A 26,716-nucleotide genomic window follows, 5' to 3' on the forward strand; every position below is an offset into this window, starting at 1 on the left:
GAGATAGCGAAATGACAACGTCGAAGCCGCGGCTCGAGGGCATCCTTCCGCTCTCCCCGCTCCAGCAGGGCCTGCTCTTCCACGCGCAGTACGACACGGCCGGCCCGGACGTCTACACCATGCAGTTCGTCCTCGACATCGAGGGCGGCCTCGACACCGGGGCGCTGCACGCCGCCTGCGCCGGCGTGCTGCGCCGCCACCCCGGTCTGCGCGCCGCGTTCCGGTACCGCAAGAACGGCGAGCCGGTGCAGCTCATCCCGTCCGAGCTGGCCCCCGACTGGACCGTCCACGACCTGTCCGCGCTGCCCCCGGCCGACCGCGCCGAGGAGGCGGAAAGGCTGGTCGACGAGGACCGGGCACGCCGCTTCGACCCGGCGCGGCCGCCGCTGATCCGCTTCACCCTGATCGGCCTCGGAGACGGCCGTCACCGGTTCCTCCTCACCGCGCACCACATCCTCCTCGACGGCTGGTCCAGGGCCCTCCTGCTCGGCGAACTGTTCGAGCTGTACGGCCGCTTCAGCAGGGGCGCCGACGAGTCGTCGCTGCCGCCCGTCACCCCGTACCGCGACTACCTCGCCTGGGTGGCCGCGCAGGACCGCACCGCCGCGGAGAAGGCATGGCAGCAGGTGCTCGACGGGGTGGAGGAGCCGACGCTGCTCGCCGCGCCCGACCCGTCACGCGAGCCGGTGGCGCCCGCCCGGGCGAGGGTCGAGCTGCCGCAGGAGCCCACCGCCGCGCTGACCCGCTGGGCCAGGGAACGCGGGGTCACCGTCAACACCGTCGTCCAGGCCGCGTGGGCGATGGTCCTGGGGCAGCTCACGGGCCGCCAGGACGTCGTCTTCGGCGGTACGGTCTCCGGCCGGCCGCCGCAACTGCCCGGCGTCGAGTCCATGGTCGGCCTGTTCATCAACACCCTCCCGGTGCGGGTCGCCCTGGACCCGGCGGAGACGCTCGGCGCGCTGCTGGACCGGCTCCAGGACCAGCAGGCCGGGCTCATGGACCACCAGTACCTGGGCCTCGCCGACATCCAGCGGCTGACCCCCGTAGCCGGTGAACTCTTCGACACCCTGCTGGTGTTCGAGAACTACCCGGTGGACACCGACGGCCTGCGCCGCGCCGCCGGCGGCCTCGGCGTCGTCGACGGCCGCAGCCACGAAGGCACCCACTACCCGCTCGGCCTGATGGTCCACGCGGGCACCACCCTCGCGGTCGAGCTCAGCTACCGGCCCGACGTCTTCGAGCCGGCCGCCGCCACCGCGATCGGCGAGTCCCTGCTGCGGCTGCTGGCCGGCTTCCAGGCCGTAGAGGACTCGCCCGTCGGACGGCTGGACCTGCTCACCGCCGGTGAACGCGCACTGGTCCTCGACCGCTGGATCGACACCGCACACCCCGCGGCCCCCGAGACGCTGCCCGCCCTGTTCCGGCGCACCGCCGACCGCCACGCCGACGCCGTCGCCGTAGAACACGGCGACAGCAGCATCACGTACGCGGAACTCGACGCGCGGGCCAACCGGCTGGCCCGGCTGCTCGTCACCCACGGCGTCGGCCCCGAACGCACCGTCGCCCTGGCCGTCGCCCGCTCCACCGAACTGATCGTCGCCCTCTGGGCGGTGCTCAAGGCGGGCGCCGCCTACCTCCCGGTCGACCCGGCCTACCCGGCCGACCGCATCGCCCACATGCTGAGCGACGCGCGCCCGGTCCTCGTCCTCACCGACAGCGCCACCTCGCCCGTTCTCACGGCCGCAGTGCCGGACGCCGACGTACCCCGCCTGGTGCTCGACACCCCGGACACGGTGCGCGCACTCGCGGCGCTGCCGGACACCGACCTCGACGACACCGACCGGACCGCCGCGCTCTCCCCGCTGTCCCCGGCGTACGTCATCTACACCTCTGGTTCCACGGGCCGGCCCAAGGGCGTGGTCATGCCCGGCGCCCCGCTCGCCAACCTCGTCGCCTGGCACGAGGACGTGCTGCCGGGCGGACCGGGTGTGCGCACCGCGCAGTTCACCGCCGTCAGCTTCGACGTGTCGGCGCAGGAGATTCTTTCGACCACGCTCTCGGGGCGGACCCTCGTCATCCCCGACGAGGAGATCCGCCGCGATCCCGCCGCGTTCGTGCGGTGGCTCGACGAGCGGAGGATCGCCGAGGTGTACGCGCCCAACCTCGTCATCGACGCCCTGTGCGAGGAGGCCAACGGGATGGGCCTGGAGCTCCCCGCTCTCGCGCATCTGGCGCAGGCGGGCGAGGCGCTCGTCCTCAGCAAGCAGATCCGGGACTTCCACCACGGCACCGGCCGCGTCCTGCACAACCACTACGGCCCGACGGAGACCCATGTCGTCACCGCGGCCACCCTCCCCGCGCTCCCCGACCACTGGCCCGCCCGGCCGACGATCGGCCGGCCGATCCGCAACACCCGCACCTACGTCCTCGACGGCGCCCTGCGCCCGGTGCCCCCGGGCGTGCCCGGAGAGCTGTACCTCGCCGGGACCTGCACGGCCCGCGGCTATCTGAACCGGCCGGGCCTGACCGGCGAACGGTTCGTCGCCGACCCCTACGGCCCGGCCGGCAGCCGCATGTACCGCACCGGAGACGTCGTGCGGTGGACGCCCGACGGCGAACTGGACTACCTGGGCCGCAGCGACCACCAGGTCAAGATCCGCGGCTTCCGCATCGAACTCGGCGAGATCGAGGCGGCGCTCACCGCCCACCCCTCGGTCGCCCAGGCCGCCGTCGTCGCCCGCGAGGACCGTCCCGGCCTGAAGACCATCGCCGCCTATCTGGTGCCCGTGCCGGGGCAGACGCTCCCCGGCACGGCGGAGCTGCGGGCCCACGTGGCCGGCGCGCTGCCCGACTACATGGTGCCGTCCGCGTTCGTCGCCCTCGACCGGCTGCCGCTCACGCCCAACCGCAAGCTGGACCGGCGCGCGCTGCCCCTGCCGGAAGGAGCCGGCGCGGAGGGCAGGGCGCCGCGCACCGCACGGGAGGCGCGGCTGTGCGAGCTGTTCGCCGGTGTGCTGGGACTCGAGAAGGTCTCCGTCGACGACAGCTTCTTCGACCTCGGCGGCCACTCCCTCCTCGCCACCCGGCTGGTGAGCCAGGTGCGGACGGCGTTCGACGTGGAGATCGCCGTCCGCGTCCTGTTCGAGGCGCCCACCGTGGCGGCGCTCGCCGAACGGCTCGGCGACGCCGGCCGGGCACGCAAGCCGCTCACGGCCGTACCTCGCCCGGAGCAGATCCCGTTGTCGCCCGCGCAGCAGCGGCTGTGGTTCCTCAACCGGTTCGAGGACGCCGGCGGGAACTACAACCTGCCGCTGGCCGTACGCCTCTCCGGGGAGCTCGGCGTCGGCGCGCTGCGCGCCGCGCTCGGTGATGTGGTGGCCCGGCACGAAAGCCTGCGCACCGTCTTCCCGGAGGCCGACGGGCAGCCCCACCAGGTCGTCCTCGACGCCGGGCGGGCCGTGCCCGCGCTGCCGGTGATCGGCGTCGCGGAGCACGACTTGGAGGCCGCGCTCGCGGCCGCCGCGGGCAAGCGGTTCGACCTCACCACCGAAGCCCCCGTCCACGCCCGGCTGTTCGCGCTCGACGGCACCGAGTACGTCCTGCTGCTGGTCGTCCACCACATCGCCGCCGACGGCTGGTCCATGGCGCCACTGGCCCGAGACCTGAGCGAGGCGTACCGGGCCCGGTGCGCCGGTGAGGCGCCCGCCTGGCAGCCGCTGCCCGTGCAGTACGCCGACTACACACTCTGGCAGCGCGAGGTGCTCGGCGACGAGAACGAGCCCGGCAGCGAGCTGTCCCGGCAGGTCGATTTCTGGCGTACCGCCCTCGACGGCGTGCCCGAGGAGATCGGCCTGCCCGCCGACCGCCCCCGCCCCCCGGAGACGAGCTACCGCGGCGACACGGTCGACCTGGAGATCCCCGCCGACGTGCACCGGCGGCTGGCGACATTCGCCCGGCAGTCGGGTGCGAGCGTGTTCATGGTGGCGCAGGCGGGACTCGCGGCGCTGCTGTCGCGGCTCGGCGCCGGCACGGACATCCCCATCGGTTCGCCGATCGCGGGCCGCACCGACGAGGCGCTGGACGACCTCGTCGGGTTCTTCGTGAACACGCTGGTGCTGCGTACGGACGTGTCCGGTGACCCGACGTTCCGTGAGCTGGTGGAGCGGGTGCGGGAGACGGACCTGGCGGCGTACGCCAACCAGGACGTGCCGTTCGAGCGGCTGGTGGAGATCTTCAACCCGGAGCGGTCCCTGGCCAGGCACCCGCTGTTCCAGGTGATGCTCTCCTTCCAGAACAACGCGGAGGCCGGCCTCGACCTCGACGGACTCCGGGCCACCGGCAAGGGCATCGGGCTCAGGACGTCCAACTTCGACCTCTCGGTCGTCCTCGAGGAGCGGTTCGGCGACGACGGCGCGCCGGCCGGCATCGTCGGCGGCATCGAGTTCGCCACGGACCTCTTCGACCGGGAGACGGCCGCCGCGCTCGCCGCACGGCTGGTGCGGGTCGTCGGCGAACTGGTGGCCGACCCGGACCGGCGGCTGTCCGCGGTGGACGTGCTGACCGAGGAGGAACGCCGGCGGATCCTCGTCGACTGGAACGACACCGGCCGCGACGTGCCGCAGTCCAGCCTCACCGGACTGTTCGAGCAGCAGGCAGCGCGTACCCCGAACGCCACCGCCCTGGTCTTCCAGGACGTACGGCTGACCTTCGCGGAGCTCAACGGATGGGCGAACCGGCTGGCCCGCCGGCTCGTCGCGCGCGGCGTACGCCCCGAGCAGCCGGTGGCCGTGCGCCTGCCGCGCGGCGCGGAGCACGTCGTCGCCCTGCTGGCGGTGCTGAAGGCGGGCGCGGTGTACGTCCCCGTCGACCCGGCCTATCCCGAGGACCGCATCGCCCACATGCTCGAGGACGCCCGGCCCGCCGTGGTCCTCGAGGACCCGGCGGAACTCCACGGCCCGTCCCTGGCCCTGTCCGCGCAGGACTTGACCGACGACGAGCGGGGAGGCCCGCTGCGCCCCGGCAACGCCGCGTACATCATCTACACCTCCGGCTCCACCGGACGCCCCAAGGGCGTCACCGTCGAGCACCGCAGCATCGTGAACCTCTTCCACGACCACTTCGAGCGGCTCTACGCCCCGCAGGTCGAGGCCGTCGGCCGGCCGCTGCGGGTCGCGCTGGTGGCGTCCTTCTCCTTCGACGCCGCGTTCGACCCGCTGTTGTGGATGATCGCCGGACACGAGCTGCACCTCATCGACGACGAGGCGCGTCACGACGCGGCCGTGCTCCTCGACCATGTGCGGCGGGCCGGCGGCATCGACCACTTCGACACCACCCCCGCCCACTTCCGGGAACTCCACGACCTCGGTCTGACGGCCGACCCGGCGACCCGGCCGCTGGTCGTCAGCCTCGGCGGCGAGGCGCTGGGCGAGGCCCTGCGCGAGGAACTCGCCCCGGTGGACGGGCTGGTCACCTACAACCTCTACGGTCCGACCGAGACCACGGTCGACGCACTGGGCCAGCGGATCGACGAGAGCAGCCGGGTGCTGGTGGGCCGGCCGCTCTCCAACTACCGGGCCTACATCCTCGACGAGTTCCTCCGGCCGGTCGCCCCCGGCGTGGCGGGCGACCTGCACATCGCCGGCGCGGGACTCGCGCGCGGCTACCTGGGCCGCCCCGACCTGACCGCCGAGCGCTTCGTCGCCGACCCGTACGGCCCGGCCGGCACGCGGATGTACCGCACGGGCGACCTGGCACGCTGGACCGGGGACGGCAGGATCGACTGCCTCGGCAGGGCCGACGACCAGGTCAAAATCCGCGGCTTCCGTATCGAACTCGGCGAGATCGAGACCGCGCTGGCGGCCCACGACGACGTCGCCCAGGCCACCGTGACCGTGCGAGAGGACCGCCCCGGCATCAAGGAACTCGTGGCCTACGCCGTGCCGGTGGCCGGCCGGCGAGTGCCCGACGCCGACGCACTGCGCCGCAGCCTCGGCGAGCGGCTCCCCGACTACATGGTGCCCACCGCGTTCGTCACCCTCGACCGGCTGCCGGTGACGGTCAACGGCAAGCTGGACCGCAAGGCGCTGCCCGCGCCCGGCCCGCGCACCGGCAGCGCCGGCCGTGCCCCACGCACGGCCCAGGAGAAGGCGCTGTGCGACATCTTCGCCGAGGTGCTGGGCCTGGAGCAGGTGTCGGTCGACGACGGCTTCTTCGACCTCGGGGGGCACTCGCTGCTCGCCACCCGCGTGGTCAGCCGTGCCCGTTCGCAGCTCGGCGCCGAACTCGCCGTGCGGACCCTCTTCGAGACACCCACGGCCGCCGCCCTCGCCGAGCGCCTCGGCGACGCCGGCCAGGCCCGGGAGCCGCTGACCGCACGGGAGCGCCCGGCCGAGATCCCGCTGTCGCCCGCGCAGCGCCGGCTCTGGTTCCTGAGCCGCCTCGAAGGCGCCGGCGCCACCTACAACATGCCCATGGCGGTACGGCTCACCGGCGCCCTGGACGTCGACGCGCTGACGGCCGCGCTCGGCGACGTCGTGGCCCGGCACGAGAGCCTGCGCACGGTCTTCCCCGACACCGGCGGCCGGCCGCGCCAGCTGATCCTTGCGCCGGAGGAGGCCCGGCCGGCAGTGGAAAGGGCCGGCTTCGACGCCGAGGCGCTGGCCGCCGCCGTCGCGCGCGGCTTCGACCTCGCGTCCGAGATCCCGCTGCGGGCGAGCCTGTTCACCGTCTCCCCGGACGAGCATGTGCTGCTGCTGGTGGTGCATCACATCGCGGGCGACGGCTGGTCCATGGGCCCGCTGGCCGACGACCTGTCGACGGCGTACGCGGCCCGGCTGGGCGGCGGCGCGCCCGGCTTCGCGCGGCTGCCGGTGCAGTACGCGGACTACACGCTGTGGCAGCGGGACGTGCTCGGTGACGAGGACGACCCGGTGAGCGAGCTCTCGCGCCAGGTCGACTACTGGCGGGGGCAGTTGGCCGGCGCGCCGGAGGAACTGGCGCTGCCGGTGGACCGGCCGCGTCCCGCCGAGATGAGCCACCGCGGAGACACGGTGGCATTCCGGGTCTCACGGGAGACGCACGCGCGCCTGCTGCAGGTCGCCGGAGAGTCGCGCGGCAGCCTGTTCATGGTGGTCCAGGCCGCACTGTCGCTCCTGCTGTCGCGGCTCGGCGCGGGCGAGGACATCCCCGTGGGCAGCGTCATCGCGGGCCGCACGGACGAGGCGCTGGACGACCTGGTCGGGTTCTTCGTGAACACGCTGGTGCTGCGCACGGATGTGTCCGGTGACCCGACGTTCCGTGAGCTGGTGGAGCGGGTGCGGGAGACGGATCTGGCGGCGTACGCGAACCAGGACGTGCCGTTCGAGCGGCTGGTGGAGGTGCTCAACCCGGCGCGCTCCATGGCCAGGCATCCGCTCTTCCAGGTGATGCTCGCCTTCCAGAACACCGGCGAGGCGACGCTCGAACTCGACGGACTCCGTATAGCCCCCGAGGACATCACTCTCGACGCCGCGAAGTTCGATCTGTCGTTCACGTTGGCGGAGACGGCCGAGGGTGTGGAGGGGAGTGTGGAGTTCGCGGTCGATCTGTTCGACCGGGTGTCGGTTCAGGTGCTGGCGGCGCGGTTGGTGTCGGTGCTGGACGTGGTGGCGGCTGATCCGGATGTGCGGGTCGGTGCGGTGGACGTGTTGGGTGCGGTCGAGCGTGAGCGGGTGCTGGGGGAGTGGGCCGGGGTCAAGTGTGCGCTGGAGCCGGTGACGTTCCACGGGTTGTTCGAGGCTGCGGTGGACCGGTGTCCGGATGCGCCGGCGGTGGTGGGTGCGGATGGTTCGGTGTTGTCGTATGCGCAGGTGGAGGCGTGGGCGAACCGGTTGGCGGGTTGGCTGGTGGGCCGGGGTGTGGGGCCGGAGGGTGTGGTGGCGTTGGTGCTGCCGCGTTCGGTGGACATCGTGGTGGCGCAGCTGGCGGTGCTGAAGGCGGGGGCGGCGTATCTGCCGGTGGATCCGGACTATCCGCAGGAGCGGATCGACTACATGCTCCAGGACGCCCGGCCCGTCCTCGTGCTCCGCGGACTTCCCGAGCTGGACGAGGCTTTGCCCGCCACGGCCCCTGAAGTGCAGGTGTCCGGTTCCAGTCCGGCGTATGTGATCTACACGTCGGGGTCGACGGGGCGGCCGAAGGGTGTGGTGGTTCCGCATGCGGGGCTGGCGTCGTTCGCGGCGGCGGAGGTGGAGCGGTTCGCGGTCGATGCGCAGAGCCGGGTGCTGCAGTTCGCGTCGCCGAGTTTCGATGCGTCGGTGCTGGAGCTGGTGATGACGTTCGCGGCGGGTGCGGCGTTGGTGGTGCCTTTGCCGGGTCCGTTGGCGGGTGAGGTGCTGGCCGAGGTGCTGGTGTCGCAGCGGGTGTCGCATGCTCTGGTGCCGCCGGCGGCGTTGGCGAGTGTTCCGGCGGGTGAGTATCCGCACTTCCGGTCGTTGGTGGTGGGTGGTGATGCGACGTCGGCGGAGCTGGTGGACCGGTGGGCTCCGGGGCGGCGGATGGTCAACGCCTATGGTCCGACCGAGTCGACGGTGGCGGCGACGATGTCGCAGCCGTTGGTGGCGGGTTCGGGTGTGCCGTCGATCGGTACGCCGATCGCGAACACGCGGGTGTATGTGCTGGACGGTGGTCTGCGTCCGGTGCCGGCGGGTGTGGCCGGGGAGTTGTACATCGCGGGTGCGGGTCTGGCGCGCGGCTATCTGGGTCGGCCGGGGTTGACGGCGGAGCGGTTCGTCGCCGACCCGTACGGCCCGGCGGGTACGCGCATGTACCGGACGGGGGATGTGGCGCGCTGGTCGCTTGCGGGTGAGCTGGAGTATCTGGGCCGGGCGGACGATCAGGTCAAGGTGCGTGGTTTCCGCATCGAGCTGGGCGAGATCGAGACGGTTCTGGGTGCGCATGAGGCGGTCGCTCAGGTGGCGGTGGTGGTGCGGGAGGACCAGCCGGGCATCAAGCGTCTGGTCGCCTACCCGGTCCCGGCCACCGACGGAGGCGTGGACGTCGACGCCCTGCGGGCCCACGTCGCGGCGAGCCTGCCGGACTACATGGTGCCCTCGGCGTTCGTCGTCCTCGACGCGCTGCCGTTGACCGTCAACGGCAAACTCGACCGCAAAGCCCTCCCCGCCCCAGAACACGACAGCTCCGCCGGCGGCCGCGGTCCGCGGTCCGCGCAGGAGGAGGTGCTCTGCGGGCTCTTCGCCGAAGTGCTCAACGTCGACCGGGTCGGCATCGACGACAGCTTCTTCGAACTGGGCGGCGACAGCATCACCTCGATCCAGCTGGTGAGCCGCATCCGCAGCGTGCTGGGCGTCAAACTCAGCAACCGGGGCATCTTCGAGACACCCACGGTCGCCCAGCTGATGGACAAGCTGGGGGCGGGCACCGACAGCGACGGCTTCGAAGTGCTGCTGCCGCTGCGCACCGGCGGGGAGCGGCCTCCGCTCTTCTGCGTGCACGGCGCCGGCGGGCTCGCCTGGCCGTACTCGTCGCTGCTGGGGCACATCCCGGCCGAGTTCCCCGTCTACGGGCTCCAGGCCCGCGGCCTGGACGGTCAGGGAGGGATCGCGACCGGTGTCGCGGAGATGGCGGCGGACTACGTGGAACAGATCCGCGTGGTCCAGCCGTCGGGCCCGTACCACCTCGTCGGCTGGTCCTTCGGCGGCCTGGTGGCGCACGAGATCGCCACGCTTCTCGCCGAGGCGGGGGAGAGGGTGGCGCTGCTCGCCAACCTCGACCAGACGCCGTACGACGAGTCCTGGGAGGACGACGACTACGCCCTTCCCACCGAGCGGGACGTGCTGGAGACCCTGCTCGACTTCGTCGGCCACGACCTGGCCGACCTGCCGGACGGACCGCTCGACCACCAGTGGGTGATGGAGATCATCCGCGGCCGGGACAGCGCGCTCGGCAGCCTGGAGGAACACCACATCACGGCGTTCATGCAGGTGGGCATCAACAACCACAAGCTCAGCGCCGACTATCGGCCGCGGCGCTTCGACGGCGACCTGCTGCTGTTCGTGTCCACGGTCGGCACGGACGACCCGGCGCGCAAGACGGCCGAGTCGGTCGGATCGTGGCAGCCGCATGTGGCGGGCGCGGTCCGTACTCACCCGGTCGACGCGCACCACGGCCACCTGCTGCAGCCGGAGCCGGCCGCCGAGATCGGCCGGGTCCTTCACCAGAAGCTCTCCGAACTCGACTGACGCACGACCTGGGTTCGACGAAACCGACGCAACGAAATGGAGTGGGCCGTCATGGAAACGGCAATAACGGCGGAGGGCCTCCGCAAGCGCTATGGCGACCACCAGGCGCTGAGCGGCATCGACCTCTCCGTCCCGGCCGGGACGATCCTCGGAGTGCTCGGCCCCAACGGCGCGGGCAAGACCACGACCGTCCGGATCCTGGCCACACTGCTGGAACCGGACGAGGGCCGGGCCACCGTGGCCGGGTACGACCTCACCACGCATCCGCTGGAGGTCCGCCGCAACATCGGCCTGACCGGCCAGTACGCGGCGGTCGACGAGCGGCTGACCGGCCGCGAGAACATCGAGCTGATCGGTGTACTGCTGCACCTCGGGCGCCGAGCGGCCAAGGTGCGGGCGGCCGAGCTGCTCGAACAGTTCGGGCTCACCGACGCCGCCGACCGGATGGCGAAGACGTACTCCGGCGGTATGCGCCGACGGCTGGACCTCGCCGCCAGCCTCGTCGCCCGGCCGCCGGTGCTCTTCCTCGACGAGCCGACGACGGGTCTCGATCTCACGAGCCGGCTCGCCCTGTGGGGCATGATCCGGGAGCAGGTGGTGGCCGGCACGACCGTGCTGCTCACCACGCAGTACCTGGAGGAGGCCGACCAGCTCGCCGACCGCATCGCGGTCATCGACAAGGGCACGGTCATCGCCGACGGCACGCCCGACGAGCTCAAGCGCAAGGTCGGCGGCGAGCGCCTGGAGGTGTCGGTGGCCGACGCCATCGACCTTCCCGCGGTGGCCCGCACACTGGCCGCCGTGTCGCCCGCCGTCCCGGCCGTCGACGAAGAGGCCCGCACGGTGTCCGTGCCGCTCACGGGCGGTGTGTCCACCATCGCCTCCGCGGCGGCCGGACTCGAGACACTGGGCATCGAGCCGGAGGACTTCGCGGTGCGCCGCTCGTCCCTCGACGACGTGTTCCTCGCTCTGACCGGCCAGCCGGGCAGGACCGGCGGGCCCGCCGCGTCCGACACCTCCGTGACCCCGGACGCCGACACCGCCACCAGCAGCACGAAGCAGAAGGAGAAGGAGCCGGCATGACCGAGGCACTGAGCGACTCATTCGCCCTCGTGGGCCGTCAGATGCGGCACATCCGGCGGATGCCGGAGCAACTGCTCGGCATCACGGTCATGCCGGTGGCGTTCGTCATCGTCTTCGGCTACCTCTTCGGCAGCGCGATGCAGGTGCCGGGCCAGGGCGGCTACAAGGAATACATCATGGCCGGCATCTTCGCGCAGGTGATGCTCGCCAACATCACCACCACCGCCGTCGGTGTGGTGAACGATCTCAACAACGGCCTGGTGGACCGCTTCCGGGCACTGCCCATCTCCCGTTCGTCCGTGCTCATCGGCCGCACCGTCGCGGACGCCGTGCTGGTCACCTGGACCTGCGCGGTGATGGCCCTCGTCGGCTACCTGATCGGCTGGCGTGCGCACAACGGCATCCTGCAGACCCTCGCCGGCTTCGGCCTGCTGCTTCTCATGGGCTTCGCGATGTCGTGGCTGGGCGCCCTGATCGGGCTCACCCTGCGCAACGTGGAGACGGTCAGCGCGCTGTCCGGCGTCATCATGATGCCGCTCGCGTTCCTCTCGAACGCCTTCGTGCCGCTGGACGGGCTGCCGGGCTGGCTGCGCGCGATCGCGGAGTGGAACCCGGTCAGCTCGGTGGTGTCCGCCAGCCGGGAACTGTTCGGCAACGAACAGGGAGCTGCCTCAGGGGCGCTGCCGGCCCAGCATCCGATCGCGACCGCGCTGATCGTGCTGGTGGTCCTGCTCGTCGTGGTGGTGCCGCTCGCCGGAAGGGCGTACCAGAAGGCGGCCGCGCAGCGCTGAAGCGGCCCCCGGCACGCGCCGCAGGAACGGACGAGAGCCCGGCCCCCTCGTGAGAGGGGAGCCGGGCTCTCGTCCGTCGTGGGCGCACCGCCGCCGTCAGCGCCGTCTCGGGCCGCCGACCATCAGGAACAGCACACGCATCACGAGCACACAGCTGATCACCAGCAGGTTGTAGCCGAACAGCTCGAAGAGCCCGAGGCCGTCGCTGATCCGCGGACCGCCGGACGTACGCAGCAACTGCACACCGACCAGCCCGATCATGCCGCCCAGGAAGGCCAGCAGCACCTCGTGCACCAGGGAGCGGACGAAGCGGCGGTCCTCCGGGTCGGCGAACATTCGTACGCCGACGACCAGTTGGCCGCTCTCGACCGCACCTCCGATGCGTTCGATACGCCGGGGCAGCCGGCGCAGCATCGGCACGACGCTGATCAGCTCCTCGGTCAGCGTGCGCCCCAGCGCCTCGGGCCTGAGCTTGTGCAGATGCTGGGTGACCGCGAACGACCGGGCCTCCGTGACGATGTCGAAGCCGGGCACCAGCCGGTCCAGCGAGCCCTCCATGGTGGCCAGCGCACGGAAGACGGCCGCGATCTCCGGCGGCACGCTGATGCCGTACCGGGACACGATCGAGAACAGGTCGGCGAACATCTCCCGGTCCGGCTTGATGCCGGGGGCGAAGTGGCGGGCCAGGAACTGCCCGAGAGCCCGTTCCAGCTGCCGTTCGTCGATGTGCTCCGGCTGGGCCACCAGTTCCAGCAGGCTGTCGCAGAGCCCGGGCGGGTCGCCGCGGTGCAGGGCGAGGAGCATGCTGCGCAGGGTGGAGCGGAGCGACCGGTCGATACGTCCGACCGAGCCGAAGTCCAGCATGCCGAGCCGGCCGTCCTCGAGCAGCAGCAGATTGCCGGGATGCGGATCGGCGTGGAAGACGCCGCTGGTCATGATCTGGCCCAGCAGGCATTCGAGCATCGCGCGGGCCAGCGCGCCCCGGTCCAGGCGGCGTTCGTCGAGAGCGGCCGACACACTGTGAAGGGGTATGCCTTCCATCCACTCGGTCACCAGCACCCGCCGGCTGCACAGCTTCTCGTGGACCGCGGGCACGCGGATGACGGAGTCGCCGCTGGAGGACTCCTCGATCGCGGCGGCCACCGACAGGGTGTTGCGGGCCTCGATCCGGAAGTCCAGCTCCTCCTGGAGGGAGACGGCGAAGCCCTGTGCCAGTGCCATGGCCCCCACGCTGCGGCCCCAGTCGGAGTGCAGCTCCACCTTGGCGGCGAACCGGTAGAGGATGTCCAGGTCGTCGACGACGATGGAACGCGCCCCGGGGCGCTGCACCTTGACCGCCACCTGTTCGCCGGTGTGCAGCCGTGCCCGGTGCACCTGGGCGATCGAGCCGGCGGCGAGCGGCCTGTGGTCGAACTCGGCGAACACCTCGCCGGGCGGCGCCCCCAGCTCTTCGGCCAGCACCCGTTCCACGGCGGGCCAGGGCTCCGAGGTGGCCTGGTCCTGGAGCTTGCTGAGCTCCTCGATGAACTCGGGCGGCATCAGGTCGTAGCGGGTGGACATCACCTGGCCGAGCTTGACGAAGGTGACCCCCGCCTCCTCCAGCGCCTTGCGCAGCGAGGGCGCGAGCAGCGCCCGCTCGGCGGGGGCGCCCGGTCCGCGCCGTGACTTGCCGCTGAAGAACCGGCCGAGACCGTGGCGGACGAATATCCGGCTGAGCCGGGCGTATCTGCGGGTGCGGGCGAAGCGGCGGCGCACCGCCTGCGGCAGCCGCACCAGGCCGGGCAGCGTCCCGCTGGGGACCACCACCTCCGTCACGGCCAGGAACGCCATGGCGACCAGCAGCGACACCCCGATCTCCAGGCTGATCAGCGCCAGTGGCTGCACATCGCGCAGTGGCCGGCTGATCAGGGTGCCGGCGGTGAGCCCGACTCCGGCCGTGAGGACGGCACGTCCCTTGCCGATGCTGATGCCGAGCAGCCGCCGGGCGCCGGAGGCCAGCCCGGTGAGGAAGATCGTGAGGGAGAGCGCGGCAAGGAGGACGAGTACCGCGGTGTTCATCGTTCCCGCCTGCGCCGCAGGTGGTAGGAGACGGTGACGGCGGCGAGCAGCGGGCCCCACAGCAGCAGCGGGGCGTAGCACCAGCCCATGAAGGCCCGGTGGGCGCCCGTGAGGGTGCCCTCGTCCACGGTGTCCCAGATCATCAGCTGGCTGAACGTCACCAGTGCGAGGATCACGGCGCCGACGGCCGCCGGTACGACCGCGGCCATCGGACGGACGGGCCTGCCGCCGATGAAGGGGATCCAACGGGGCGCGACGAGACCCCAGTTGCTGACCAGTCCGAGCGTGAGCAGGGCGGCCGCCTCCTGCGCGACGGTGATCAGCGGCAGGATGAGATAGCCGGCGCCCGGAATGTCGTAGTCGGTGCGCAGTACTTCGTCGCTGTAACCGACCGGCAGGCCCGCGGCCATCGCGAGGCGCCAGAGCGACGACGGCAGGGCGATCAGGGGGACGGCGTGAGCGGCCCAGCGGGCCCAACGCGGCGGCGGAGGAGTGGTGATGCTCGGGGGCTGACCGGTGGCGCTGCTGGTTTCTGTGGTCATGAGCGTAAGACTGCCCATCATCTCGTATGCGGTGCAACCGGCCGAAGCCCGGCACACCTTGCCGTCGTCACGGATGGCAGGGTGCGCCGGGCAGCGCCGGTCGAGTGGTCGTGAGCGCGGCCGGCCACCTGGCCGGCCGCGCCGTCAAATGCGGCCGGAGGTACCGGAGTTGGCCGGTTCCGGGGTTCCGGAGTCCGCCGTGCCGGCCGGTCCGTCGTGCGCCGGCGGGACGCTGCGCCGGCCGCCCGGCCACCAGGCCCGGTCGCCCAGCAGCGTGGTCACCGCCGGAACCAGCAGCAGCGCCATCACGAAGGCGGTCAGCAGGATGCCGAACGCGACCGCGAAGCCCATCTGCTGGAGCATGGTGTTCTCGGCGAGCAGCAGCACACCGAAGGTGCCCGCCAGGATGACGGCTGCGGCACCGATCGTGGACGCGGAGTGGATGATCGCCTGTCGTACGGCCTCCGCCGGGCTGCTGCCGCCCCGGATCTCCTCACGCAGCCGGGCCACCATGAGGATGTTGTAGTCGGTGCCGATCGCGACGACGAAGAGGTACACGATCACCGGCAGGGTGAAGAGCAGCCCCTGCTCGCCCTTGACGTTCTGGAACAGCCACACCGTGGAGCCGAGCGTCGCGGTGAAGCCGAGACCGACGGAGAGCATCAGGTACCAGGGGGCGACGACGCTGCGCAGCAGCAGGCCCAGGATGATCATGATGGCGAGACCGGCGACGGGGAAGACCAGGGAGTAGTCGCGGGTGGTGGCGTGCTGGATGTCCGCGAGCACCGCAGTCGTGCCTCCGACGAGCACGCGCGTGCCGTCCGGGGCGGCGTCGTGGGCGACGTCCCGCAGCGTTCCCGAGACCAGCTCGATGGCCTCCTCGCCGGCCGGCTTGTGCTTCAGCACCACGCCGATCTGGGCGGCATCGCCCCCGGGCCCGAGTGCGGCGGGGGTGACCTGGCCGAGTCCGGCCTCGCCGAGCTTCTTCGCGTACGCGTCGATCTGCGACTGCTCGAGCCGGCCGCCGTCCTCCGCCTCGACGATGACCCATGTCGGGTCGCTCTGTCCGGCAGAGAAGCCGCGCTGCAGATCCTCCATCGCCCGGACGGACTCCAGGTCCTTGGGCAGCGAACCGGTGCTGTCGAACTGGGGGGTGAAGCTGAAGACGCCGACCGCGAGCACGGCGAGCAGCCCGCCGGACACGGCGGCGACACCGCCGGGACGGCGTGCGGTGAGTGACCCGACGCGGTGGGCGAGGCCGTGCTTCGGCTGCTTGCGCCAGGCCTTGGACGGCCAGAACGCCTTGGTCCCGAGCAGGGAGAAGACCGCCGGTACCAGCGTCAGAGCCGCGACGAGAGTGACGGCCACCGCGATCGCCAGGGCCGGGCCCATGGCGCGCAGCATGCCGAGGCTGGACAGCAGCAGCGCCAGGAAGGCGATGATCACCGCTCCGGCCGCGGAGGCGATGGTCTCGCCGACCCGGGCCACGGCCTCGCTCATGGCCTCCTTGGGCGGCCGGCCCTGCCGCAGGAACTCCCGGTAGCGGAAGAGCAGGAACAGGATGTAGTCGGTGCCGACGCCGAACAGCACCACGATGAGGATCGAGCTGATCGAGGCGTCGGCCTGGAGGCCGCCCAGTTCGGCCGTGGCCGAGATCAGCCCGACCGCCACGCCGAAGACCAGCCCGATGATGAGCACCGGGAGGATCGCGATCAGGGGGCTGCGGAAGATCAGCGCGAGCAGCACCACGATCAGCAGCAGCGTCGCCATCATAATCATGGCGTCGGTGTCGCCCGACGACTCCTGGGTGTCCAGCGCGGTCGCCGCGGAGCCGGTCACGCCCATCTGGAGCGAGGTGCCCTCGAGCAGCGGCTTCGCCTTCTGGCGCAGCTCCTTCACCGACTCGATCAGTTCGGCGTCGTACGGGTTCTTCGTGGTGGCGACGATGCTCGCCAGCGCGATCTCGCCCTTGGGGGAGATCGACTGCGGTCCGGTCTCGACCTTCTTGATCTTCTTCAGGCCCGCACCGTCCAGGGCCGCGGCGATCTCGGTCACCTCGGCCTTGTCGGCGTCGGTCAGCACGCCGTTGTCCGAGCGCCGGAACACCGCGATGGACGCGGGCTGCTCCTGCTGCGGGAAGGCCCGCTCCTGGACCTTGGCCGCCTGCACCGACTCGTAGTGGGACGGAAGGAACTCGGCCTGATCGCTGACCGCCTTCAGCGGTGGCGCCAGCGAGGCCGCCGCGATCGCGGCGATCAGCCACGCGAGGATGGTCAACCAGGGGTGTCTGACGGCGGACCGCCCGATCCTTCCGAACATGGTGCTCCTTCGAGGGGCTTGCCAGGGCCCCACGATTGTGGGCTCCTGGCAGCCCTCGCACACGGCGCGGCCGCGGTATCTGGCATCAACATGCCGTCACCGCCTGCCGGGCCGGCCGGTTCACTCGCAGCCGCGCTGCCAGTTCCAGCCGATGAAGCTGTGCTTCAGCTCGACGTCGAAGCGGCACGACGCCGTGCCGTCGGCGTTCAAGGTCACGTACGAGTGGTGGGTGTTGGCGTACCAGTCGCCGGACGGGTCGAAGAGCCCCTGGTAGGAGAACTCGGCGTGGGCCTCGTTGTGGGAGACCGCGCAGTCGGTGAGGCAGTCGGTGCTCTTTCCGGAGGACTCCAGCGACCAGCCCGCGTTCCACGGTTCGCGGTTCCACTCCTGGGTCGCGTCGGTGGACACGGCGGTGACCGTGGTGCCGTCGGCGTCCCAGCTGGACGTCGTGTAGAGGCCGGTCATACGGATGTTGCAGCAGTCGTACATCTCGGACCGGCTCCTGACCTGGCGCGTTCCCGAGGTCACGGCGCCTGCCGCGGTGCTGCCGGCCGCGGCGCTCGTCGCGGCGGCTTCCGTCTTCGGCCCGGCCTTGGACACCAGCCGGGCCGGGCCCAGTACCGGTGTGCAGTCGGGGCCGATGGTGACCTGCTGCCGCACGGCCATGCCGGGCGGCGGTACGGGCAGCGCCCCGGACAGCTTCACGTCCGCGCAGGCCTCTCCGGCACCGGTGGCGGCGGGACCCGTCGGGGTGCCGTCCGCCGGTGCGGCGGACGCCGGGACGGCCGTCAGGGAGAAGAGTCCGGCGGCGGCCGCGGCGGCGAGTGCGATTCGGTTGCGCAATTCCCTTGCCTTTCCTAGCAGTTTCGACGACGGAGCGTATCCGCGCCTTTCCGCGCCGGAACGGCAGGAGGAAAGGTTGGCACGAAGCTGACAATCCCGTGTCGCCCGACGCGCCGTGCCCTCCTGGCACCTTCATGTCAGCGCCGTTGTCCGGCGGTCGGCCGCGACGGAAGGTGGTGGCCGATATTCGGATAAGCGTTCCGCCGGTGCGACAGAGGGGTTTCCTCGTGGGCGTTCATCACATGTACGAGGACCCGGTGCCGGTGCGGGAACGCCCTGCGGGGCTGATCGGCAGGCTCGTTCCCGACGAACCCGTGTTCCGGCTCCGGATCGCGGATGCGCTGGCCAAGGCGGAGAAATGGCTCCAGGACTGTACGAACAGCGCCCCCGACCCGCATGTCGTCACCCTCACCGGGCATCTCGCGGCGGCGGGCGGCAAACGGCTCCGGCCGCTGCTGGTGCTGCTCGGGGCCGAGTTCGGTGAACCGTGGCGGGACGGTGTCACCCAGGCGGCCGTCATCGCGGAACTCGTCCACATCTCCTCGCTCCACCACGACGACGTGATGGACCGTGCCGAGACCCGGCACGGGGTCCCGAGCGTCCACGCCCGATGGGGGGAGCGGGCCGCCGTGTTCAGCGGCGACTGGCTGCTCGCGCGGGCCGCCCGGCTCGCCGCCGACCTCGGCACCGAAGCCATCCACCTCAACGCGCAGACCGCCGGGCGGCTGGTGGCCGGGCAGTTGCGCGAACTGACCGGCCCGGCGCCCGGTGAGGACCCCGTCGAGCACTACTTCCAGGTGACGGCGGGCAAGACCGCCGCGCTGCTGTCCATGTCCCTGGGCATCGGCGCCGTCCAGGCCGGCGCCCCCGCCCCGTACCTGCCGGCCCTCACCGAGTACGGCGAGCAGCTCGGCGTCGCGTTCCAGATCGCCGACGACCTGCTGGACCTCACGTCCCCCGCCGAGGTCACCGGCAAGGACCAGGGCAAGGACCTGCTCGCCGGGGTCCCGAGCCTGCCGGTCCTGCTGGCCCTCGCCGGCAAGGGCCGCGCCGACCGGGAACTGCGCGCCCTGCTCCGGGCCGGACCCACGTCCGACGCCGCGGCACACCGCCGCGCCCTGGAGCTCTTCCGCCGCTCACCGGCGACCGCGGAGGCGCAGGCGCTGATGCGGGAACGGCTGGACCTGGCCCGCGCCGCCCTGGGGGTGCTGCCGGACCTGCCGGCGCGCCGCGCGCTCACCGAGCTCTGCGACGTGATCGCCCCGCGGCCGGTCTGAACGGTCCTCGGAGCACCGAACGGCACCGCAGGACCCGGCGGCCTGTGCCGTGCACCACCGCCGGACGACGCGAGCCGCCCCCGCCGGATGACACGACGAAGGAGTTGGTCATGACGATGTACGAGCGGGTCGGTGAACTCGCCCGGATCCGGGGCGAGGTCCTCGACGGCGTGCCCCAGGCGACCGAGGCGCAGCATGCGAAGGGCAAGCTGACGGCTCGGGAGCGGATCGCGTTGCTGGTGGACGAGGGTTCGTTCCGTGAGGTGGAGCAGTTGCGCCGGCATCGGGCGACGGGTTTCGGCCTGGAGGCGAAGAAGCCGTACACCGATGGTGTGGTGACGGGCTGGGGGACGGTCGAGGGCCGGACGGTCTTCGTGTACGCGCATGATTTCCGGATCTTCGGCGGTGCGCTGGGCGAGGCCCATGCCACGAAGATCCATAAGATCATGGACATGGCGATCGCGGCGGGTGCGCCGCTGGTGTCGCTGAACGACGGTGCGGGCGCGCGTATCCAGGAGGGTGTGTCGGCGCTGGCCGGTTACGGCGGGATCTTCCAGCGCAACACCAGGGCCTCCGGGGTCATCCCGCAGATCAGTGTGATGCTGGGTCCGTGCGCGGGCGGTGCGGCCTACAGCCCGGCCCTGACGGACTTCGTGTTCATGGTCCGTGACACCTCGCAGATGTTCATCACCGGTCCGGACGTGGTCAAGGCGGTCACGGGCGAGGAGATCACGCAGAACGGCCTGGGCGGTGCGGACGTGCACGCCGAGACCTCGGGCGTGGCGCACTTCGCCTACGACGACGAGGAGACCTGCATCGCCGAGGTCCGCTACCTCCTGTCGATGCTCCCCGCCAACAACCGTGAGAAACCACCCCGTTCGGCCTCCGCCGACCCCGCCGACCGCCGCTGCGAGCGGCTGCTCGACATCGTCCCGCTGGACGGCAGCCGCCCGTACGACGTACGCGCCGTCATCGAGGAACTCGTCGACGACGGTGAGCACATGGAAGTCCACGAACGCTGGGCCACCAGCGTCATCACCACCCTCGCCCGGCTCGACGGCGACGTCGTCGGCATCGTCGCCAGCCAGCCCCAGGCCCTCGCCGGGGTGCTCGACATCCACTCGTCCGAGAAGGCCGCCCGCTTCGTGCAGATGTGCGACGCCTTCAGCATCCCGCTGGTCACGCTCGTCGATGTACCCGGCTTCCTGCCCGGCGTCGACCAGGAGCACGGCGGCATCATCCGCCACGGCGCCAAACTGCTCTACGCGTACTGCAACGCCACCGTTCCCCGTGTGCAGGTGATCCTGCGCAAGGCGTACGGCGGTGCCTACATCGTCATGGACTCCCGTTCCATCGGCACCGACGTGTCCCTCGCCTGGCCGGCCAACGAGATCGCCGTGATGGGTGCGGAAGGGGCCGCCAACGTGGTCTTCCGCCGCCGGATCCAGGCGGCCCAGGACCCGGACGCCATGCGGGAGCAACTGGTCAAGGAGTACAAGGCCGAACTCATGCACCCGCACTACGCGGCGGAGCGCGGCCTCGTCGACGACGTCATCGACCCCGCCGACACCCGGGCGGCGCTCATCGGCGCGCTCGCGATGCTCCGCACCAAGCACGCCGACCTGCCGTCCCGCAAGCACGGCAACCCACCCACGTGAGGAGACCCCGATGTCCGCACCGGCACTCGAAGGCCCGCTGGGCCCGTCCCTGTTCAAGGTGATCAGCGGCTGCCCCACCCCGGAGGAACTCGCCGTCGTCACGGCGCTCCTCAGCGCCCTGACCGCCTCCGCCGCCACGACCGCCCCCGACGGCTCAAAGGCGCCCGGGCCCGCACCCGCCGCCTGGGGCCGGCCGGAAACGTTCCCCCCGGTGTCCTGGATGGCACGGCGGTGAGACGGTCCGGCGGCCCCGGAATGGCAGCTTGCTGACGTCGTCGTTGCGGGCCCGGACAGCGCCCTGCTACTCAGTGAGGAAAACGGCGAAACCGGTCGTACGGGTACGGCTGCGGCGGCGATCAGGAGGCGGTTCGTGCTTCAGGTGGTGTTCCGGATCCTGGGGCCGCTGGACGTCAGCGCCGACGGGCGGCCGGTCGTGCTCCAGGGCGCCCGCCAGCGCACCATCATGTCGATGCTGCTGCTCGCGCCCAACCGTGTCGTGTCCGTCGACACCCTCGCCGACGCCGTCTGGCGCGGCAGCCCGCCCGCGACCGCCCGCAACCAGATCGCCATCTGCGTGTCCGCGCTCCGCAAGACGATCAAGAACGCGGTCGGCGTGGAGGACCTCCTCGTCACCAGTCACCCCGGCTACATGCTCTACGCCGGCGAACACCGCATCGACGCGGTCGAGTTCGAGGACCGCGCCGCCAAGGGCCGGGAAGCCGCCCGCCGCGGAAGGCCCGAAGAGGCGTGCGCCCATTTCGAGGAAGCCCTCGCCATGTGGCGCGGTCCCGCACTCGAAGGCGTCCTGGCCGAACGCGTCGAGGCGGAGGCCGCCCGGCTCACCGAGATGCGCCTCGACGTCTACGAGGAGCACGCCGGGCTCCGTCTCCAGCTCGGCCAGCACCGCGAGATGATCGGCGAACTCAGCGCCTTCGTACGCGAACACCCGCTCCGGGAACAGGCCAAGGCCCATCTGATGCTCGCCCAGTACCGCTCCGGCCGCCGCGCCGAGGCGCTGGAGACCTACCGCGACGGCCAGCGGCTGCTCGCCGGCGAACTGGGCATCGACCCCGGCCCGGCGCTGCAGGAACTGCACGAGGAGATCCTCGCCGACTCCCCGAAGCTCAGCCTCCCCCCGGAGACCACCGCCCTCGTGCCCCAGCCGACCGTGCCGGCCCACCTGCCGCCCAGCGTCGCCTCCTTCACCGGCCGCCACACCGAACTCGCCACGCTGGACCGGCTGCTGGACCACCTCGACGGCAGCGCACTGCCCGTCGGCTCCATCACCGGCACCGGCGGCGTCGGCAAGACGGCCCTCGCCGTCCACTGGGCCCACCAGGTCGCCGCCCGCTTCCCCGACGGCCAGCTCTTCGCCGACATGCGCGGCTACGACGGGGAAGAGACGCCTCGCAGACCCGGCGCCGTGCTCGACCGGTTCCTGCGCGCGCTCGGTGTGCCGGGGCCGCAGATCCCCGCCGAGCAGGCCGAGCGCACCGCCCTGTTCCGCAGCGTCCTCGACGGCCGGCGGGTACTCATCGTGCTCGACAACGCCCGCTCCTTCCAGCAGATACGGCCCCTGCTGCCCGGCAACGGGCGCTCCTGCGTCCTCGTCACCAGCCGCGACAGCATGGGCGGCGCGCTCGCCGGCGACTACTTCTTCGTGCCCCTGCACCTCGGCTCGCTCGAACAGGACGAGTCCATCGCACTGCTCTCCCGCGTCGCCGGTGACGACCGGTTCAGCGGTGACCCGGTGGGTGCCGCACGCCTCAGCGAACTCTGCGACAGGCTGCCGCTGGCGCTGCGCATCGCCGCCGCCCGGCTCGCCGCCAAACCGCACTGGTCGGTGCGGACCCTGGTGGCCCGCCTGGAGGACCAGCACCGCAGGCTCGACGAACTCAGCCTGGACGAACGCGGTGTCCGGGCCGGTCTGCGGCTCAGCTACCGCGATCTCCCGCCGGACACCGCCCGGATGTTCCGGCTGCTGGGCACCCTGGGAGTCCCGGACTTCGCGGCCTGGGCGGGCGCGGCACTCCTCGGCATCGACCCGGTCGACGCGGAGGACCTGATCGAACAGCTCGTCGACGCCCAGCTCCTTGAGCCGCTCAGCGCCACCACCGGCCATGTCCGCTACCGGTTCCAGGACCTGCTGAGGCTCTTCGCCCGCGAGTGCGCGGAGGCCGAGGACAGCGAGGAGGACCGGCGGGCCGCCACCCGGCGTGCCTGCGGGGCGTGGCTGGGCCTGGCCGGCGAGGCGCACCGCCGCGTCTACGGCGGCGACTACACCGTCATCCACGGACCGGCGCGGCTGCACCCGCTGCCCGGCCACCTCGTGGGAAGCCTGCTGGACGACCCCATGGAATGGTTCGAGAGCGAACGCTCCTCCATCACCGCCCTCGTGGAACAGGCGGCGAAGGACGACGCGTCCGCGTACGCCTGGGACCTGGCCATGACCAGTGTGACCCTCTTCCAGAACCGCAACTACCTGGAGGACTGGCGCCACTGCGGCGAACGTGCCCTCGAAGCGGCCGTCCGGGCCGGCGACACGCTCGGCGAAGCGGCGATGCTCCACTCGCTCGGCACCCTGGAGATCGTCCAGTGGGCGTACGACTCGGCGCACGAACGCCTCAGCCTGGCCCTGCGGCTGTTCGAGGCGCAAAGGCAGGATCAAGGGCGCGCCCTGGTGCTCCGGAACCTGGCGCTGTGCGAACGCCATCGCGGAGACATGGATCGTGCCAGGCAGATGGGACACCGGTCGCTGGAGATCTTCCGCGCGGTCGGTGACCACTACGCCGAGGCCCATGTGCTGGGGCTGCTGGCGCAGATCGAACTGGAGCGGGGCGACCCGCAGGCAAGTCTGGTGCTGTCCTCGGAAGCGGTCGCCAGGAGCCGGGGCCTCGGGACCGCGAGGGGAGAGGCGCAGAGCACCGTCAGGCTCGCCGAGGCCCTGCTGCACCAAGGGGACGGGGAGCGGGCGGAGGAGGCGGCCCGGCGCGCGCTCGATCTCGTCAGGGGCAGTGGTGACCGCCGGGGCGAGGCTCACGCGTTGCGCACGCTGGGCGAGGCGCTGTGGCGCCGTGGGAAGACGGAGGAGGCCGAGGCGGTCCTGCGGGATGCGCTGGCGACCTCGGGCAAGGTGCCCGACCGCTATCTCGAGGCGCGGGCGGCGATCGTGCTCGGTTGTGTGCAGGTCCTGCACGCGGACCGGGCGGGCGCGGCGGGCAGTTTCAAGGCTGCGGAGGACCTCTTCGCCGATGTGGGGGCGCCGGCCTGGCAGGAACGGTGCACGCAGCTGCTGGCGGTGCTCGGCGACGGCGGACAGCTCGACGCGCAAAGACTGTTCGCGCTGGTCCGGCCGTGACCGGGGCAGGGTGCGTCAGGTCCACGGGTCGTCGGCCTTCGTAGCCGGGGCGACCGTCCACGGATCGTCCTCGACGCCGGCCGGGGCGCTCGTCCACGGGTCGTCGCCGGCCGGGACGCTCGTCCACGGGTCGTCCTTCGCGACGACCGTCCACGGATCGTCGGCCGCCACGGTCACGCCGGCCGGCTCCGCGGCCGCCGCCGAGGCTCCGGCGCCGTACAGCGTGCCCGCCACCGCCAGGAGAAGCGCCCCGCCGGCCGCCATCCGGCGCGCCCTCGCCGTCGCCGCTGCGGACGGGGCCGAGGTGATGAAGCTCCTCATGGTGTTCCTCCTGGGGGCGAGGCCCGTGTGCCGGGCCTGGGTACGGGTTCGGACTCCCGCTGCGGGCGGTTGCCCTGCGGTACGCCATGAACGTTAGGGACGCCCCTTTTTGAGGCTCTTTCGGATCGATTTCGAAGCCGCGAAATCCAACCGATGCCGATGAAAAAGCCCAGCTCAGTAGCTTTTTCCGGCAGACGGCCCGGCGACCGGAGCGGGCCCGCGGAACGGGGGAGGCCCTCATGGACTTCAAGATCCTCGGACCCGTGTCGGCCGGACTCGACGGCCACGCGGTCGCACTCGACGGCAGCAAGCAGCGCACCACCCTCGCGGCCCTTCTCCTCGCCGACGGGAAGGTCATGCCCGACGAGCGGCTGACGGCCATCCTGTGGGGCTGGGAACCGCCGGCCACCAGCACCCGGCAGCTCTACACCTATGTGTCCCGGCTGCGCACCCGCCTCGGCACCGGCGTCCGCCTGGAGCGTCAGGGACCCGGCTACCGGATGGACATCGGCGACGCCTCCCTCGACTGGTCCGGCTTCCGCGGGCTCGCCGGCACCGGCCGCGCCGACCTGCTCGCCCGGCGGTACGAAGAGGCGGAGCGCCGACTGGCCCAGGCCCTCGCCCTGTGGCACGGACCGGCCCTGACGGGCGTCACCGAACATCTGCGGGACGCCGAAGGGCCGCTCATGGAAGAGGCCAGGCTCACGGCGCTGGAGGACCACGCGGAAGCGGCGCTCGCCCTCGGCCGCCACACCGACATGGTCCCCGCGCTCACCCGGCAGGTGACCCGGCAGCCGGTCCGTGAACGGCTCCGCGGCCAGCTGATGACCGCACTGTTCCGCAGCGGCCGTCAGGCCGACGCGCTCGCGGTGTACGAGGAGGGGCGCCGGGCCCTCGCCGACGAACTCGGCATCGACCCCGGACCGTCGCTCCGCGCCCTCCACCAGGAGGTCCTGACGGGCACGCTCGCACCGCCCGCGGCACCGGAACGCCGTACCGTCACGCTCCCGGCACCGCCCGCATCGCCCGGCCCGCCCACCGCGCCCGCCGGGCGCCGGACCGCGACCGAGGGGACGGCGGCCCCTGAGCCCGAGCGGACCCCGCACCCGGACGGTGCCGGCCGCGGGGTACCGATCCCGGCGACTCTGCCGGCGTCTCCGGCCGACTTCACGGGCAGGGTCACCGAGACCGAGGAGGTCGTCACCGCACTCCGCGGCCCTCACGACGTCGTCATCACCGGTGCGTCGGGCACCGGGAAGTCCGCCCTCGCGCTGCGGGCGGCCGACCGGTGCCGTGACGACTTCCCCCAAGGCCGCCTCTACGCGGATCTGCGGACCGCCGAGGGCGGCCCCCGCGCTCCGGCCGAAGTGCTCGGCTGGTTCCTGCACGCCCTGGGCGTCGAACCGGACCGGACGCCCGCCGCGCTCGACGAGCGGATCCAGCTCTACCGGACGCTGCTCGCGGGCCGCCGGATGCTCGTCGTCCTCGACAACGCGTCCGACGACGCACAGGTGCGTCCGCTGCTTCCGGGCGGCGGCGCGTGCCGCACCGTCGTCACCGGCGTCCGCTCCCACCTGGCCTCGCTCGAAGGCACCCGGCTGGTGCGGCTCGGCCCCCTGCCGCCCGCCGACGCGGGACGGCTGCTCGCCGCTGTCGCCGGCCCCGGACGCTTCACCGCGTCGCCCGAGGCCGCCGCGCGCATCGCCGAGTCCTGCGACCGGCTGCCGCTGGCTCTGCGCATCGCGGCGGCCCGGCTCGCGGCCCACCCGCACTGGCCGGCCGAACTGCTCGCCGACCGGCTCGCACGGCCGGAGCGCCGGCTGGCCGAACTGCGGCTGGGCAGCCTCGACATCCGGACGGGCCTGCGCAGTGTGGTGGACGGGCTGGACCCGGCCACCGGGGCGGCGCTGCGCGTCCTGGCGGCGGCCGATCTGTCGCGGCTGACCGCAGGGGACGCCGCCGCACTGCTCGACACCGGGCCGGACGCGGCGGAGGAGCTGCTGGAACGGCTGGTCGACTCCCAGTTGCTGGAGGCATGGAGCATCGACGGCGACGCACGGCTGTGCTACCGCTTCCTGCCGCTCGTCCAGCTCTTCGCCCGCGCCGGTCACGCGCCCCAACTCGTCGCCCCCTGACCCTGCTTCCGCTGCCCCGTGCGTTGCCTTTTCTCCTGCTGCCGGCCCGCGGCCGGCCGTTGTCTCGGCCGGCCGCGGGCCTGCTTCACGTCC

Annotated in this window: 13 protein-coding genes; 8 read left to right on the plus strand and 5 right to left on the minus strand. The window is 72.1% G+C overall.

All coding sequences use genetic code 11. The annotated features are described in order from the left end of the window. The first annotated feature begins 11 nt into the window (after positions 1-11). The 3 genes from OGH68_RS27510 to OGH68_RS27520 are packed head-to-tail and all read left to right on the plus strand — an operon-like array spanning position 12 to position 12,112. Entirely contained in the window at positions 12-10,238 is a 10,227-nt protein-coding gene (locus OGH68_RS27510) for a non-ribosomal peptide synthetase (protein WP_264247696.1), read from the plus strand. Between the two features lie 51 nt (positions 10,239-10,289). After that, on the plus strand, positions 10,290-11,321 hold the full coding sequence (locus tag OGH68_RS27515; protein ID WP_264247697.1) for an ATP-binding cassette domain-containing protein: 1,032 nt from the start codon (positions 10,290-10,292) through the stop codon (positions 11,319-11,321). Beyond that, a complete protein-coding gene (locus OGH68_RS27520) occupies positions 11,318-12,112 on the plus strand; it encodes an ABC transporter permease (protein ID WP_264247698.1) in 795 nt (264 codons plus the stop codon). The genes OGH68_RS27515 and OGH68_RS27520 overlap by 4 nt, the downstream gene beginning before the upstream one ends. 96 nt (positions 12,113-12,208) lie before the next feature. Here the strand turns inward: OGH68_RS27520 and OGH68_RS27525 are convergent, their stop codons facing one another. From OGH68_RS27525 to OGH68_RS27540, 4 genes are all read right to left on the minus strand, one after another. Continuing rightward, positions 12,209-14,170 (minus strand): ABC1 kinase family protein, encoded by a 1,962-nt coding sequence (locus tag OGH68_RS27525; RefSeq protein ID WP_264247699.1) that lies wholly within the window; start codon positions 14,168-14,170, stop codon positions 12,209-12,211. Next, complete coding sequence (locus OGH68_RS27530; protein WP_264247700.1) at positions 14,167-14,712, minus strand: hypothetical protein; 546 nt, start codon at positions 14,710-14,712, stop codon at positions 14,167-14,169. The genes OGH68_RS27525 and OGH68_RS27530 overlap by 4 nt, the downstream gene beginning before the upstream one ends. 144 nt (positions 14,713-14,856) lie before the next feature. Further along, a complete protein-coding gene (locus tag OGH68_RS27535; RefSeq protein WP_264247701.1) occupies positions 14,857-17,031 on the minus strand; it encodes an MMPL family transporter in 2,175 nt (724 codons plus the stop codon). Between the two features lie 120 nt (positions 17,032-17,151). Beyond that, positions 17,152-17,874 (minus strand): hypothetical protein, encoded by a 723-nt coding sequence (locus OGH68_RS27540; protein WP_264247702.1) that lies wholly within the window; start codon positions 17,872-17,874, stop codon positions 17,152-17,154. Positions 17,875-18,101: 227 nt separating this feature from the next. Between OGH68_RS27540 and OGH68_RS27545 the strand changes: the two genes are divergently transcribed. From OGH68_RS27545 to OGH68_RS27560, 4 genes are all read left to right on the plus strand, one after another. Further along, positions 18,102-19,151, plus strand: coding sequence for a polyprenyl synthetase family protein (locus tag OGH68_RS27545; protein WP_264247703.1), 1,050 nt, complete (start codon positions 18,102-18,104; stop codon positions 19,149-19,151). Positions 19,152-19,261: 110 nt separating this feature from the next. Continuing rightward, complete coding sequence (locus tag OGH68_RS27550; RefSeq protein WP_413471037.1) at positions 19,262-20,809, plus strand: acyl-CoA carboxylase subunit beta; 1,548 nt, start codon at positions 19,262-19,264, stop codon at positions 20,807-20,809. A gap of 10 nt (positions 20,810-20,819) precedes the next feature. Beyond that, on the plus strand, positions 20,820-21,044 hold the full coding sequence (locus OGH68_RS27555; protein WP_264247704.1) for an acyl-CoA carboxylase epsilon subunit: 225 nt from the start codon (positions 20,820-20,822) through the stop codon (positions 21,042-21,044). A gap of 135 nt (positions 21,045-21,179) precedes the next feature. Further along, a complete protein-coding gene (locus OGH68_RS27560; RefSeq protein WP_264247706.1) occupies positions 21,180-24,167 on the plus strand; it encodes an AfsR/SARP family transcriptional regulator in 2,988 nt (995 codons plus the stop codon). 15 nt (positions 24,168-24,182) lie between these two features. Here OGH68_RS27560 and OGH68_RS27565 read toward each other — a convergent pair whose 3' ends face one another. Beyond that, positions 24,183-24,488 carry a hypothetical protein gene (locus tag OGH68_RS27565; RefSeq protein WP_264247707.1) on the minus strand — a complete coding sequence of 102 codons (306 nt, stop codon included), beginning with the start codon at positions 24,486-24,488 and terminating at the stop codon, positions 24,183-24,185. Between the two features lie 239 nt (positions 24,489-24,727). Between OGH68_RS27565 and OGH68_RS27570 the strand changes: the two genes are divergently transcribed. Then, positions 24,728-26,623, plus strand: coding sequence for a transcriptional regulator (locus OGH68_RS27570; RefSeq protein ID WP_264247708.1), 1,896 nt, complete (start codon positions 24,728-24,730; stop codon positions 26,621-26,623). The last annotated feature ends 93 nt before the right edge of the window (positions 26,624-26,716 follow it).

Origin of the sequence: Streptomyces peucetius, assembly GCF_025854275.1 — a bacterium.
GTDB lineage: Bacteria > Actinomycetota > Actinomycetes > Streptomycetales > Streptomycetaceae > Streptomyces > Streptomyces peucetius_A.